This window comes from Streptomyces sp. NPDC052042 (assembly GCF_044548345.1).
GTDB lineage: Bacteria > Actinomycetota > Actinomycetes > Streptomycetales > Streptomycetaceae > Streptomyces.
Window position 1 is genome coordinate 1,143,465 of record NZ_JBIUBU010000001.1, and the last position, 12,781, is coordinate 1,156,245.

Sequence of the window (12,781 nt, forward strand, 5' to 3'; positions counted from 1 at the left end):
CCGGTCATGGGGCCGGTTCACGGACTTCGAGAGGACGTACTCATGAACACCGTCATGGAGCGCGACATGGAGCTCAGGCTGGTGCTGTCGCCCGAGCGCAGCATTCCCGTTCCCGCCCGGTTGTCGTACCGCGCGAACGACCCGTACGCCGTGCACATCGAATTCCACATCGGCTCCGAGTTCCCCGTCCACTGGACGTTTGCCCGCGACCTGCTGGTCGAAGGGGTCTTCCGGCCGTGCGGGCACGGGGACGTACGGATCTGGCCGACCAAGGTCGAGCAGCGCAACGTCGTCTTCGTGGCGCTGACCTCACCCGACGGAAACGCCCTTCTGGAGATGCCGTCGGCCGCCGTGGCCGCCTGGGTGGAGCGGACCCTGCGTGTGGTTCCGCCGGGCACGGAGAGCGACCGCCTCAACATCGACGAAGCACTCGCAGAGCTGCTCGCCCCGCTGCCCGCCGACGACCTGTGGCTGAGCGACCCCTGGCAGTCGGACGAGTCGCAGGACGGCGACGCATGAGCACGGGAGAGTTCGACGAGCGCGGGACACGCCTCCCTCGCGCGAACCGACATGAGGCGAGCCGCCCCCGCCCGAACCACGCCGGCGTGGGCCTTCCCGAGCCGACCCGTGCCGGCGTGAGCGGTCCTGAACCGAACCGCTCCGCGCGCGAGCCGTCCCGAGCCGAACGGCTCCGGCGCGAACGGACGTCAGAACACCTTGCCCGGATTGAGCAGCCCCAGCGGGTCGAACACCTGCTTGATCCCCCGGTGCAGTTCGATGCCGACCCCGCCGAGTTCCCGTGCCAGCCAGTCCTTCTTCAGGACGCCGACGCCGTGTTCACCGGTGATCGTCCCGCCCAGTTCCAGACCGAGCGCCATGATCGCGTCGAAGGACTCGCGCGCCCGACGGGTCTCGTCGGCATCGGTGTGGTCGAAGCAGACGACGGGATGGGTGTTGCCGTCCCCCGCATGCGCGCAGACACCGATGGTGAGGCCGTACCTCCCGGCGATGGCCGCCGTGCCGTCGAGCATCGCGCCGAGCTTCGAACGGGGTACGCACACGTCGTCGATCATCGTCGCCGACGCGACGGACTCCAGCGCCGTGAGCGACATCCGCCGGGCTCTGAGCAGCAGTTCGGACTCCGCGGCATCCTCGGCGGGCACCACCTCGGTGGCACCCGCCGCGGCGCACAGCTCGCCGACGGCGGCCAGGTCGGCCGACGGGTCCGGGGTGTCGAAGGCTGCCAGCAGAAGCGCCTCGGTGCCGTCGGGCAGGCCCATGGCGGCCATCCGGTTGACGGCCCGGACCGTCGTGCGGTCCATCAGTTCGAGGAGTGATGGGGTGTGACCACGTTCCATGATCCGGCAGATCGCGTCGCAGGCAGTCGTCGCGCTCGGGAACTCGGCGGCCAGGACCAGTTGGCGCGGCGGCCGCGGCCTGAGTGCCAGCACGGCCTTGACGACGATGCCGAGGCTGCCCTCCGAACCGACGAACAGCCGGGTGAGGTCGTAACCGGCGACGCCCTTCGCCGTGCGGCGGCCGGTGGTGAGCAGACGCCCGTCGGCGAGGACGACGTCCAGGCCGAGTACGTACTCCGCCGTGACCCCGTACTTCACGCAGCACAGCCCGCCGGACGCGGTGCCGATGTTGCCGCCGATGGTGCACATCTCCCAACTGGAAGGATCCGGAGGGTAGAAGAGACCGTGTTCCTCGACTGCCCGGGACAGCACCGCGTTGACGACACCCGGTTCGACGACCGCGATCCGGTCGACCGGGTCGATCTCCAGGATCCGGTCCATCTTGACCAGGGACAGCACGATGCAGCCGTCGGAGGCGTTGGCCGCGCCCGACAGGCCGGTGCGGGCTCCCTGCGGGACGACCGGCACGCACAGGGCCGTCGCGGTGCGCATCACATGCCGGACCTGCTCGACCGTGCGCGCAAGCACCACGACGGCGGGCGTGCCGGCCTCACAGAAGCTCGCCATGTCCCGGGCGTACGAGGCGGTGATGTCCGGATCGGTGATCAGGGCCTCGGCGGGAAGTCCCGTGCGGAGGTGTTCGAGAAGTCCGGTCACGATCCAAGACTGACACCCGGGTCCATTGGTGTGAACCCGTCCGCGACGACCTCCGGACAGCGCAACGTGATCATCTTGCCGACGCAGAGTGATCGGCATGGATGTCACACCGCGGCAGCCCCCTGAGCCTCAGAAAGCCCGGAGCCCCCGGAAACCTCGGAAGACGCAGAAGCCTCGGAAGACGCAGATGCGCCGGAGCCCCCAGAGGCCCCCGAGGAACCAGAAGCCCCAGGATTCGACCGCGTCGCCCGTTCCCGACCCCTCGAAGTCCGCGACGCCCGCCCAGCCTGCGACATCCACCGAGCCCGCGGTATCCGCCGAGCCCGGGACACCCGCCGAGCCCGCCGGGCGCACCGAGAAGCCCCCGGCTTCCTCAGGCCCTTCCGAGCGTTCCGGACCCGGCGGGCGCCCCGAGCACTCCGAACACTCCGAGCGTTCCGAGGATCCCGTGGCCGGCCCCGCGCCGCCGAAACCCACGCCCGCGAAGGAGTGGTCGCCCACCGAGGACCGGCCGCCCGACGAAAAGCCGCCGCCCGCCGAGGTGCCGCCGCCCACCGGGGAGACCGGGGAGACCGGGGAGACCGGGGACGCGCCGCCCATGACGCAGTGCGCCGCGCTGTGCCGCGCCGCCCTGGGAGCGGTGGTGTCCGCGGCGCTGGTGGTGGGGATGGTGGTGGCCGCTCCGGAGGACGGGGAGGAGTCCGCGACGTCCGCCACCGGGGCGGTCTCGCGCGCCCTGAAGGCCGCGGACCTGGGCTATCCGGCCTCGCTCCGCGATCTGGAGGCGCTGGTCGAGAACCGGCGGCGGCACGTGGAACGGCATCCCTCCGACGCACGGTCGTGGGCCGCGCTCGGCACGGCGTATGTGGAGTGGGCGAGGCGTTCCGCCGACGCGTCGTACTACGTCCGGGCCGAGCAGGCGCTGAAGCGCTCGCTGCGCGCCGGACCGGACGAGGAGGCGGGCGTGGTCACCCGGGTGGGGATGGCGCGGCTCGCCGCCGCCCGGCGCGACTTCGGCGCGGCGAAGAAGTGGGGCGAGGAGGTACGGGCACGACATCCGGAGGAGTGGTCGGTGTACCCGGCGCTGGTCGAGGCGTACGACGGGCTCGGGGACCTCGCCTCCTCGCATGCGGCCGTGCGGCGCTTCGCGGAGCTGCGACCCGGTGTCGGGGCGCTGCTGCTGACGGCGCGGATGTACCGGGACATGGGGCGCGGCGAGGACGCGGTGGCGGGGGCGCGGGACGCGGCGGACCGGGCGGGCACCCCCGCGCAGAAGGCGGAGTGCCTGCGTCTGCTGGGCGATCTGGCATGGGAGCGGGGCGAGCCGCGGGAGGCGATGGCGCAGTACGGTGCGGTGCTGCGGATCGACCGGGCTCACCGGCCGTCGCTGGCGGGCCGGGCCAGGGCGCTGGCGGCGCTCGGCCGGACGAGCGAGGCCCGGCGCGACTACGAGGCGGCGCTGGGCGATCCGCCGAGTCCGGGCCTCCTGCTGGAACTCGGCGAGTTGAACGAGTCGCTGGGCCGGAGCGCGGAGGCGCGGAGGCAGTACGAGCGGCTGCGCACGGTCCTGGCCCGGGACCAGGAGAGCGGCGTGGACGACGTGCTGCTCCGGGGGCGTTTCGAGGCCGCGCACGGGGAGCCGACGGCCGCGGTGGCGTTGCTGACCGCCGAGTGGGCACGCGGGCACCGCGGTGCCGCCGTGGCGGACGCGCTGGGCTGGGCGCTGCACCGCTCGGGCGACTCGGCGGCGGCGCTGCCCTATGCGAGGCGGGCGGTCGCGGCGGAGGCGTGGAACGCCGGGTACCTGTCCCGCCTCGGAGCGATCCAGCGGGCGTTGGAGGACTACGGTCCGGCCCGCCGCCACCTGACGGAGGCCCTGCGCGCCAACCCGTACTTCTCGCCGCTGGAGGCCCCGGCCGCCCAAAGGGCCCTGGTCTCCCTGGACCGGTTGCCGACGGTTCTGCCGCGCGGTGTGCTGCCCGCTCCGGCCCCGGCGGACGAGTCGGTCCCGCCCGCGCCCGTGCGGCCGATCCCGGCTCCGCCCGGTGCGGACGGACCCGCCGCCCCCGGGCCGCGGGCGGGGGCGTCCGCCGGGCCTCCGACACCGCGTGCCCCCGGCGGCGCAGCCCCGGCACCGCGTTCCACGCCCGGCGGCTGACGGGCACCGGCCGACGCGGAGGAACGGCCGGTGCACGAAAGGGGGCGGGGCCCCGGATCACCGGTGCCCCGCCCTGGTCCGTGCCCTCGCGACTCAGAGGTTGCCGCGCCGCTCCTGCTCGCGCTCGATCGCCTCGAACAGGGCCTTGAAGTTGCCCTTGCCGAAGCCCATCGAGCCGTGGCGCTCGATCATCTCGAAGAAGACGGTCGGACGGTCCTGGACCGGCTTGGTGAAGATCTGGAGCAGATAGCCGTCCTCGTCGCGGTCGACGAGGATCTTCAGCTCGCGCAGGATCTCGACCGGTACCCGGGTCTCGCCCGCCCACTCGCCGAGGGTGTCGTAGTAGGTGTCAGGGGTGTCCAGGAACTCCACGCCCGCGGCCCGCATGGCGCGCACGGAGGCGACGATGTCGTTGGTGGCCAGCGCGATGTGCTGGACGCCGGCGCCGCCGTAGAACTCCAGGTACTCGTCGATCTGGGACTTCTTCTTGGCGATGGCCGGCTCGTTGATCGGGAATTTGACCTTGAGCGTGCCGTCGGCGACGACCTTGGACATGAGCGCGGAGTACTCGGTGGCGATGTCGTCGCCCACGAACTCCTTCATGTTGGTGAAGCCCATGACCTTGTTGTAGAAGCCGACCCACTCGTTCATCCGGCCGAGTTCCACGTTGCCGACGCAGTGGTCGATGGCCTGGAAGGTGCGCTTGGCGGGCGGCTCGACGACCGGGGAGGCGGCCACGTAGCCGGGCAGGTACGGGCCGTCGTAGCCGGATCGCTCGACGAGGGTGTGGCGGGTCTTGCCGTACGTGGCGATCGCGGCGAGCACGACCGTGCCGTGCTCATCCTTGACCTCGTACGGCTCGTCGATGCCGCGGGCACCGTGCTCGACGGCGTACGCGTAGGCGGCGCGGGCGTCCGGGACCTCGATGGCGAGGTCGATGACGCCGTCGCCGTGCTCGGCCACGTGCTCGGCGAGGAAGCGGCCGTGGTCGGTGGACGCCTTGATGACGGAGGTGAACACGAAGCGGGCGGAGCCGTTGGTCAGCACGTAACTGGCGGTCTCCCGGCTGCCGTTCTCCGGTCCGGAGTAGGCGGCCAGCTTCATGCCGAAGGCCGTCGAGTAGTAGTGCGCGGCCTGCTTGGCGTTGCCGACGGCGAAGACGACCGCGTCCATTCCCTTGACCGGGAAGGGGTCGGCCTGCCGGGCTGTTTCGGGGGTGGTGTGCAGAGTCTCAGTCATGCCCGAAGGTTCTCGCCGCTTCGCAAGGTGCGCAATAGTTCGCGGAATCGCTGGGCAATCTGTACAGCGAATAGCGATGATGGTCGGGCTATCTGTACATGATGACCATCACAGTGAGGCTCCGGAGGCGGACCATGGCGATCGATCATCTGGACGGCCGGCTCATCGTGCTTCTGGCGCGTGAACCCCGCATCGGCGTGCTGGAGGCGTCGCGCCGGCTCGGTGTGGCGCGCGGAACGGTGCAGGCGCGTCTGGACCGGCTTCAGTCGAATGGAGTCATTCGCGGTTTCGGTCCGACCGTCGATCCGGCGGCGCTCGGCTACCCCGTCACCGCGTTCGCGACGCTGGAGATCAAGCAGGGCCAAGGGGCCGATGTACGGGCCCACTTGGCCGGTGTCCCGGAGGTGCTGGAGCTGCACACCACCACCGGGCACGGCGACATGCTCTGCCGGCTCGTCGCCCGCTCCAACGCCGATCTCCAGCGGGTGATCGACCGGGTTGTCGGTTTTGATGGCATCGTCCGGGCCTCCACGGCCATCGTCATGGAGAACCCGGTACCACTGCGCGTCATCCCGCTCGTCGAGCAGGCCGCGGAGGACGCCGACTGACGACCGTGCCGAGGCCGAGGAGGGGCGTGTGAGCTTCTGGGAGTATCTGGGCAACCGGCACCAACAGCTGCTCACGGACGCGTTCCAGCACGTCAGCGCCGTGTTCCAGTGCATGGTCATCGCCACCGTGCTCGGGGTCCTGATCGGCGTCGTCACCTATCGCAGCGGCTGGGCCGGGTCGCTGGCCGTCACATCGACCGCGACGGTGCTCACGATCCCGTCCCTCGCCGCGATCGGTCTGCTCATCCCGCTGGTCGGGCTCGGGGTGGCACCCACGGTGATCACGCTGACGCTGTACGGGCTGCTGCCCATCGTCCGCAACTCCGTCGTGGGGCTGCGCGGCGTCGATCCGGCGCTCGTGGACGCGGCGAAGGGCATCGGGATGTCCCGGCCGGCCCGGCTGTTGCGGGTGGAGCTGCCGCTGGCCTGGCCACCGATCCTCACCGGCATCCGGGTGTCCACGCAGATGCTGATGGGCATCGCGGCCATCGCCGCGTATGCGTCCGGCCCCGGCCTGGGCAACGAGATCTTCCGGGGCATCGCCTCGCTGGGCAGCGCCAACGCGATCAATCAGGTGCTCGCCGGGACGCTCGGCATCGTCGTCCTCGCCCTGCTCTTCGACGCCGCGTACGTCCTGCTCGGGCGGCTCACCATTCCCAGGGGGATCCGTGCCTGAGACACCCGACACGCACGGTGCCTCCTCCGGCGCGCCCGGTCCCTCCGGTGCGCCTGAGAACCCCGGCGCCCGCGCCGGCGGTTCCGGCGGTGCGTCCGCCGAGGGGACGGGCGCCGGCGGTACGGCTTCCGGGGGGACGGCTTCCGGCCGTAGGGCCCCGGGCCGTAGGGCCGCCGACAGCGCCGACGTGCCGAAGGCCGCGTCCGGCGCCACCATCCACCTGGACAACCTGACCAAGAGGTACCCGGGCCATCCGAACCCGGCGGTGGACAACGTCACACTGGACATCAGGGCGGGCGAGACGGTGATCTTCGTCGGCCCGTCCGGCTGCGGCAAGTCCACCACCCTGAAGATGATCAACCGGCTGATCGAGCCGACGTCCGGGCGGATCCTGATCGGCGGCGAGGACGTGACCGACATCGACCCGGTGCGGCTGCGCCGCAAGATCGGGTACGCGATCCAGTCGTCCGGGCTCTTCCCGCACATGACGGTCGCGGAGAACATCGCCCTCGTCCCGAAGATGGTCGGCTGGCCGAGGGCGCGGGTGAAGGAACGGGTCGAGGAGATGCTCGACCTCGTCGGGCTCGACCCGAGGGAGTTCCACGATCGCCATCCGCGCGCACTCTCCGGCGGGCAGCAGCAACGTGTGGGCGTGGCAAGGGCGTTGGCGGCCGATCCCCCGGCGCTGCTGATGGACGAACCGTTCGGCGCGGTCGACCCGATCACCCGCGACCACCTCCAGGACGAACTGATCCGGCTCCAGCACGAACTGCACAAGACGATCGTCTTCGTCACCCACGACTTCGACGAGGCGATCAAGCTGGGCGACCGGATCGCCGTCCTGCGGGAGCGCTCGCACATCGCCCAGTTCGACACCCCGGAGGCGATCCTCACCAACCCGACGGACGACTTCGTCTCCGGGTTCGTCGGTGCCGGGGCGGCGCTGAAACGGCTCAATCTCACCCGCGTACGCGATGTGGAGGTGGCCCGGTTCCCGACGGTGACGGTCGACGATCCGCTCCAGTCGATCTTCAACAAGCTGCGCATCGGCCCGCACAACGAGATCCTGATGCTGGACCGCCACAACCGCCCGTACAAGTGGCTGCGGCGCGGTGACCTGATGCGGGCGCGCGGTTCGCTGGCCCGTGCCGGGCAGTTGGTGCACGACACGGTGACGCGGGACGCGACGCTGCACGACGCGCTGGAGGCGGTGCTGACCGACAGTGGCGGCCGGGTCGCGGTGACCGGGCGGCGCGGCGAGTTCATCGGGGTCGTCGACATGCACACCCTGATGAACTCGGTGCACGAGCTGCTGGAGGCCGACCGGCTGGCCGCCATCGAGCACCAGCACGATCTGGAGGTGCTGCGCGCCCATCAGACCGAGCAGGAGCTGGAGGGCGGTGCCGGCGCATGACCCGTGAATCCCCGTCCAACCACGGCCCGACGCGGACGAATTCCGGCCCGGCGCGGACCCGGCGGACCTCCCGGGCTTCCCGCCCGGCGCGATCCGAGCGGACCGCGCCGTCCTCCGACCGGGACCGCCCGCCCGGCGAACACGATGTCAAGGGCCATGCCTTCCGCGACGAGGAGCAGGAGGAGCCGCCGCCCCCGCCGTCGAAGCCGCGGCGCCGGCTCACCTGGCGCAAGCTGGTGGTACTGCCTGCCGCGCTGGTGGCGGTCCTGGCCGTCACCTATCTGTGGATCACCCACGTCCCGCTGGACTCGATCGCGCGGAACTCGCTCACCGGCGGAAATGTGCGGCTGCGCTGGTGGCAGCACGTGAGGTTGACCGCGATCTCGACGTTCTGGGTGCTGGTCATCGCCGTTCCGCTGGGCATCGCGCTCACCCGGCGCGGGCTGCGCAGGGGCGCGCCGCTGGTCACGGCGCTCGCCAACATCGGGCAGGCGACCCCGGCGATCGGTCTGCTGGCGCTGCTGGTGATCTGGCTGGGCATCGGTCCGTCGACGGCGATCACCGGCATGGTGATCTACGCGGTGCTGCCGGTGTTCTCCAACACGGTGGCGGGTCTGCGGGCGATCGACCCGAGTCTGGTCGAGGCGTCGCGCGGCATCGGCATGTCGTCGTGGGGCACGCTCACCAAGGTCGAACTCCCGCTCGCCGTCCCGCTGATCCTGGCCGGTGTGCGGACGGCGCTGGTGCTCAACGTGGGTACGGCGACGCTGGCCACGTTCGTCGGCGGCGGCGGCCTCGGCGACCTGATCACCTCGGGCATCCAGACACAGCGGATGCCGGTGCTGGTGCTGGGCTCGGTACTGACGGTGGTGCTGGCACTGCTGGTCGACTGGCTGGCCTCGCTGGCCGAGGTGGCGCTGACGCCGCGCGGACTGGAGGTGGACTGAGGATGGGACCGTGTGACGGGCGCCGGACGCGTGGCAGGCTCCTGCGGGCGCTCGCGGCCACGACGGCCCTGGCGTCGGCGCTCTCCGGGTGCGGGCTGAAGAGCGGCTCACCGATGGCGGACGAGGTACGGCCGGGCTCGGTCGGCCGGGGCCGGCCACTGGAGGGCGCCTCGCTGACCGTCACGTCGAAGAACTTCAGCGAGAACATCATCCTGGGCCAGATGATCGGCCTGGTCCTCAAGGCCGCGGGCGCCGAGGTGCTGGACCGCACCAACCTGCCCGGCTCGATCAGCGCCCGCGAGGCGATCGTCAAGGGCGACGCGGACACCATGTACGAGTACACCGGCACCGGCTGGATCACCTACCTCGGTCACGCCAGGCCGATCCCCGATCCGACGCAGCAGTGGCGGGCGGTCCGCGACGAGGACCGGAGGAACGGCGTGACCTGGCTGCCGCAGTCCACGCTCAACAACACCTACGCCCTCGCCATCAGCAGGAAGAACAACGCCGAGTACCGTCTGCGGACGCTCTCCGATGTCGCCGCGCTGGCGAAGCGGAACCCGTCGGCGGTGACGGTCTGCGTGGAGAACGAGTTCGCCTCCCGGGACGACGGGCTGCCGGGCATGCAGAAGGCGTACGGAATGTCCCTCCCCGCCGGCAACATCAAGAAGATGGATGCCGGAATCATCTACACCCAGGTCTCCCAGTCCCACTCCTGCCTGCTCGGCGAGGTGTACACCACCGACGGCCGGGTCAAGGCCATGGACCTGGAGGTGCTCGTGGACGACAAGCACTTCTTCCCCAACTACAACGCCGCACCCGTCGTCCACACCAGGACGCTGGAGAAGTACCCGCAGATCGCACGGCTCCTCGACCCGCTCACCAGGAAGCTGACGACCGAGGTCGCCCAGGAACTCAACGCCAAGGTGGACGTGGAGGGGCAGGACCCGCACCAGGTGGCGAAGGACTGGCTGATCCGGGAGGGGTTCATCAGGAACGGCTGACCAGAAGTTACAAAGACAGCTTGCAAAGTTTTCTTTGCAAGCTCGCGGTCGCGTCATGCCCGCAAAAGACAACGGCGGCGAGCGCCCCGCCAACCGGCACAGCATCCACGCTGAACTCCGGTGTCAGGCCATGGAGTTCAACCTCGCCCCGACCGCGACGCATACCGGATTACGCACCCGGCTGGGCTGGTTCCTCGTCGAGTCGGGGCTGCGCATCCTGCCCCGCCACCCCGGACGCCCCGGCCGCGGCTCCGCCCTGCCCAGTACGACATGAACGGCCGGGCGCACCGGAGCCGCGCCCCGCTCATTGCCGTACTGTCCGCCAACTCCGTATCCATGGCGGGCACTTCACTCACCCTGATCTCGGCCCCCTGGTTCGTGCTGGAGGCCACGGGCAGCGCGGGACGAGCCGGTGTGGTCGCGTTCTGCGCGCCCCTCCCGATCGTGGTCTCCGCGCTGATCGGTGGGCCGGTCATCGACCCCGTCGGACGCCGCCGCGTCTCCATCGCCTCCGACCTGGTGTCCGGCATGACGAGGCCCCGGAGCGAACCGAAAGCCGAGACGAAGGCCGAGGTCAGCAGCTCGGGACCCGGTGTCCTCGCTCCAGCGCCCGGAGCGAGGACACCGCGTCCTTCAGAGTCGAGACCGGAATCAGCCGCAGCCCTTTGGGAAGCTCGGCGCCCGCCTCCGTGCACTCGGCCTTCGGAACGAGGAAGACGGTCGCGCCGTCGCGATGCGCCGCCTGGGTCTTCAGCGACACCCCGCCGACCGGCCCGACCTCGCCGTTCGGCTGGATCGTGCCCGTGCCCGCGATCGTGCGACCGCCGGTGAGATCGCCTCCGGAGCCGTCGCCGGCGAGCTTGTCGACGATGCCGAGCGCGAAGAACAGGCCCGCGCTGGGGCCGCCCACATCGGCGAGGTGCAGCGTGACGTCGACCGACCCCTTGGGCTTGCCGAGGTAGTTCAGAGCGGCGTCGACGGCGGAGTTCTGCGACTTCTTCATGTCCTGAAGGTTGTGCTTCTCGATCTCCTTCACGGAGCCGCCGGACGGGTAGACCGAGTCGCGCGGCAGGACGGCGCGGTCCGTCCGGAACCAGCTGTCGATCACATCACCGATGCCGATGTCGGCGGTGGGCCCGGTCGCGACGATCGTCGTCATCCTCAGCTCACCGCCGGGAGTGCGGGCGGGGACGCCCTTGACGCTGATCACGGGGGTACCGTGATCGTCCCCGAGCACATTCGCGGTCGTACCGGGCTGCGCCAGTGTGAACGGCAGCGGCGCGAACGCGGCCACGCCGAAGAGGGCGAGGACGGGCACCGCGCACAGGGCGAGGGCACGGGGACGCGAGAGACGAGTGAGGCGTGTGAGCACCCGTCCAATCTAACCGCCCGGACGGGGCACGGCAGGCCGGTCGCCCGGTCCGGCCCTACCTCAGCGCCTCCGCCACCTCACGGGCCGCGTCCACCACCCGGGGGCCGACCCGCTCGGGTACGGAGTCCGAGAGCATCACCACGCCCACGCTGCCCTCGACACCCGTCACCCCCACCAGTGCGGCCGCCGCCCCGCTCGCCCCGGTCTCCAGTTCGCCGTGGGTGAGGGTGAGGGCCGTACCGCCCGTCGGCTTCTGACGGGCGGCGAGGATCGCCCGGCCCGCGGCACCCCGGTCCAGCGGGTGCCGGAAACCGGCCCGGTAGGCCACGTGGTAGTCGGTCCAGGTCGGTTCGACGACCGCCACCGCCAGCGCCTCGTTGCCGTCGACCAGCGTGAGGTGTGCGGTGGCCCCGATGTCCTCGGCCAGGGACCGCAGCGCGGGCAGCGCCGCCTCCCGTACGAGCGGATGCACCTGACGACCCAGACGCAGCACGCCCAGGCCCACTCTGGCCCGGCCGCCCAGGTCACGGCGCACCAGGGCGTGCTGTTCCAGAGTGGCGAGCAGACGGTAGACCACTGTTCGGTTGACGCCGAGTTTTTTGGACAACTCGGTGACGGTCAGGCCGTGGTCGGTGTCGGCGAGCAGCTTGAGGACCCGCAGTCCCCGGTCGAGCGTCTGGGAGGTCTCAGCGGTCACGACGCCCTCTCCTCTTGTGGTGAGCGGCGGCGGCTGGTTCCCGCGGATGTGCGGCCACCGGTCCCGTCGGCGTCGCACGGAGAGGGCCGCCTACCTGGCCAAGACACCGGCTGCGCTCCGCGGCGGCATTGCCACGGTGCGTCCATTTCGGGGGACAGTAGCGAGCCAGTCCGCTCAGCGGAAGACCTCGTCCAGAATCCGGGCGTGCGCGCGGAGCGAAACGCGATGCGGGGGCATAACCCCCGGTCAGCGCGACGATGGCTGGAACCCGGATGTCTACGCGCGTCCAGGTCGGCCGACGCCCCAATCGCGCTCAGTACACCCGACGCAAACGCACGTTAACTCACCGTGAACGATCCTTGTATAACTTTTCCGCTTACGCGGACCTCGCAGGCCCTGATCGCCTTCGTCGCCGGGTCGCGGACGGTGAAGGCGCGGAACTGGGCTGCGCCGCACAAGCACAACTGCCCGACAAGGTGCCCGCCGCCACCCCCGACGACAACTGACCGACACCTCACACACAACGAACCGGTCCGGGACGGAAAACGAACCCTGCCCCCGGACCGGCGCGTCCAGAACCCCCACCCGCCG

The 12,781-nt window shown here is 70.9% G+C and carries 13 protein-coding genes and 1 pseudogene; 10 read left to right on the forward strand and 4 right to left on the reverse strand.

Features of this window, described 5'->3' with window-relative positions; translation table 11 throughout:
• The first annotated feature begins 42 nt into the window (after positions 1-42).
• Positions 43-519 (forward strand): SsgA family sporulation/cell division regulator, encoded by a 477-nt coding sequence (locus tag ACIHCL_RS04855; protein ID WP_399856908.1) that lies wholly within the window; start codon positions 43-45, stop codon positions 517-519.
• Positions 520-707: 188 nt separating this feature from the next.
• On the opposite strand, the gene ACIHCL_RS04860 is transcribed toward ACIHCL_RS04855, so the two are convergent.
• Positions 708-2,075: an FAD-binding oxidoreductase gene (locus ACIHCL_RS04860; RefSeq protein WP_399856910.1), complete on the reverse strand. Its 1,368-nt coding sequence runs from the start codon at positions 2,073-2,075 to the stop codon at positions 708-710.
• Between the two features lie 448 nt (positions 2,076-2,523).
• On the opposite strand from ACIHCL_RS04860, the gene ACIHCL_RS04865 reads away from it, so the two are divergent.
• Complete coding sequence (locus ACIHCL_RS04865) at positions 2,524-4,233, forward strand: hypothetical protein (RefSeq protein WP_399856911.1); 1,710 nt, start codon at positions 2,524-2,526, stop codon at positions 4,231-4,233.
• A 93-nt stretch (positions 4,234-4,326) separates the two neighbouring features.
• Here ACIHCL_RS04865 and hppD read toward each other — a convergent pair whose 3' ends face one another.
• Complete coding sequence (gene hppD / locus ACIHCL_RS04870) at positions 4,327-5,472, reverse strand: 4-hydroxyphenylpyruvate dioxygenase (RefSeq protein WP_399856913.1); 1,146 nt, start codon at positions 5,470-5,472, stop codon at positions 4,327-4,329.
• A gap of 134 nt (positions 5,473-5,606) precedes the next feature.
• On the opposite strand from hppD, the gene ACIHCL_RS04875 reads away from it, so the two are divergent.
• The 7 genes and pseudogenes from ACIHCL_RS04875 to ACIHCL_RS04905 form a co-directional block, all read left to right on the forward strand.
• A complete protein-coding gene (locus ACIHCL_RS04875; protein ID WP_399856915.1) occupies positions 5,607-6,080 on the forward strand; it encodes an Lrp/AsnC family transcriptional regulator in 474 nt (157 codons plus the stop codon).
• A 28-nt stretch (positions 6,081-6,108) separates the two neighbouring features.
• Complete coding sequence (locus ACIHCL_RS04880) at positions 6,109-6,756, forward strand: ABC transporter permease (protein ID WP_399856917.1); 648 nt, start codon at positions 6,109-6,111, stop codon at positions 6,754-6,756.
• Positions 6,757-6,943: 187 nt separating this feature from the next.
• Positions 6,944-8,170, forward strand: a complete 1,227-nt coding sequence (locus tag ACIHCL_RS04885) for an ABC transporter ATP-binding protein (protein ID WP_399856919.1) — start codon at positions 6,944-6,946, stop codon at positions 8,168-8,170.
• Positions 8,167-9,117 carry an ABC transporter permease gene (locus tag ACIHCL_RS04890; RefSeq protein ID WP_399856921.1) on the forward strand — a complete coding sequence of 317 codons (951 nt, stop codon included), beginning with the start codon at positions 8,167-8,169 and terminating at the stop codon, positions 9,115-9,117. Before ACIHCL_RS04885 ends, ACIHCL_RS04890 begins: the two co-directional genes overlap by 4 nt.
• A gap of 2 nt (positions 9,118-9,119) precedes the next feature.
• On the forward strand, positions 9,120-10,121 hold the full coding sequence (locus ACIHCL_RS04895; protein ID WP_399856923.1) for a glycine betaine ABC transporter substrate-binding protein: 1,002 nt from the start codon (positions 9,120-9,122) through the stop codon (positions 10,119-10,121).
• Between the two features lie 55 nt (positions 10,122-10,176).
• Positions 10,177-10,395: a hypothetical protein gene (locus ACIHCL_RS04900; protein WP_399856925.1), complete on the forward strand. Its 219-nt coding sequence runs from the start codon at positions 10,177-10,179 to the stop codon at positions 10,393-10,395.
• Positions 10,392-10,643: pseudogene (locus tag ACIHCL_RS04905) on the forward strand (MFS transporter); the annotation flags it as partial. The gene ACIHCL_RS04900 and the pseudogene ACIHCL_RS04905, both read left to right, overlap by 4 nt.
• A gap of 52 nt (positions 10,644-10,695) precedes the next feature.
• On the opposite strand, the gene ACIHCL_RS04910 reads toward ACIHCL_RS04905, so the two are convergent.
• Together ACIHCL_RS04910 and ACIHCL_RS04915 are read right to left on the reverse strand one after the other, a co-directional pair.
• Positions 10,696-11,493: a S16 family serine protease gene (locus ACIHCL_RS04910; RefSeq protein ID WP_399856927.1), complete on the reverse strand. Its 798-nt coding sequence runs from the start codon at positions 11,491-11,493 to the stop codon at positions 10,696-10,698.
• Positions 11,494-11,548: 55 nt separating this feature from the next.
• Positions 11,549-12,190, reverse strand: a complete 642-nt coding sequence (locus tag ACIHCL_RS04915; RefSeq protein WP_399856929.1) for an IclR family transcriptional regulator — start codon at positions 12,188-12,190, stop codon at positions 11,549-11,551.
• A 359-nt stretch (positions 12,191-12,549) separates the two neighbouring features.
• Between ACIHCL_RS04915 and ACIHCL_RS04920 the strand changes: the two genes are divergently transcribed.
• On the forward strand, positions 12,550-12,696 hold the full coding sequence (locus ACIHCL_RS04920) for a hypothetical protein (RefSeq protein WP_399856931.1): 147 nt from the start codon (positions 12,550-12,552) through the stop codon (positions 12,694-12,696).
• The last annotated feature ends 85 nt before the right edge of the window (positions 12,697-12,781 follow it).

Bases quoted from the DNA above. Each gene is read 5' to 3' on its own strand.
- ACIHCL_RS04855 (WP_399856908.1), top strand. From the start codon at position 43: ATGAACACCGTCATGGAGCGCGACATGGAGCTCAGGCTGGTGCTGTCG.
- ACIHCL_RS04875 (WP_399856915.1), top strand. From the start codon at position 5,607: ATGGCGATCGATCATCTGGACGGCCGGCTCATCGTGCTTCTGGCGCGT.
- hppD (WP_399856913.1), bottom strand. From the start codon at position 5,472: ATGACTGAGACTCTGCACACCACCCCCGAAACAGCCCGGCAGGCCGAC.
- ACIHCL_RS04900 (WP_399856925.1), top strand. From the start codon at position 10,177: ATGCCCGCAAAAGACAACGGCGGCGAGCGCCCCGCCAACCGGCACAGC.
- ACIHCL_RS04890 (WP_399856921.1), top strand. From the start codon at position 8,167: ATGACCCGTGAATCCCCGTCCAACCACGGCCCGACGCGGACGAATTCC.
- ACIHCL_RS04895 (WP_399856923.1), top strand. From the start codon at position 9,120: ATGGGACCGTGTGACGGGCGCCGGACGCGTGGCAGGCTCCTGCGGGCG.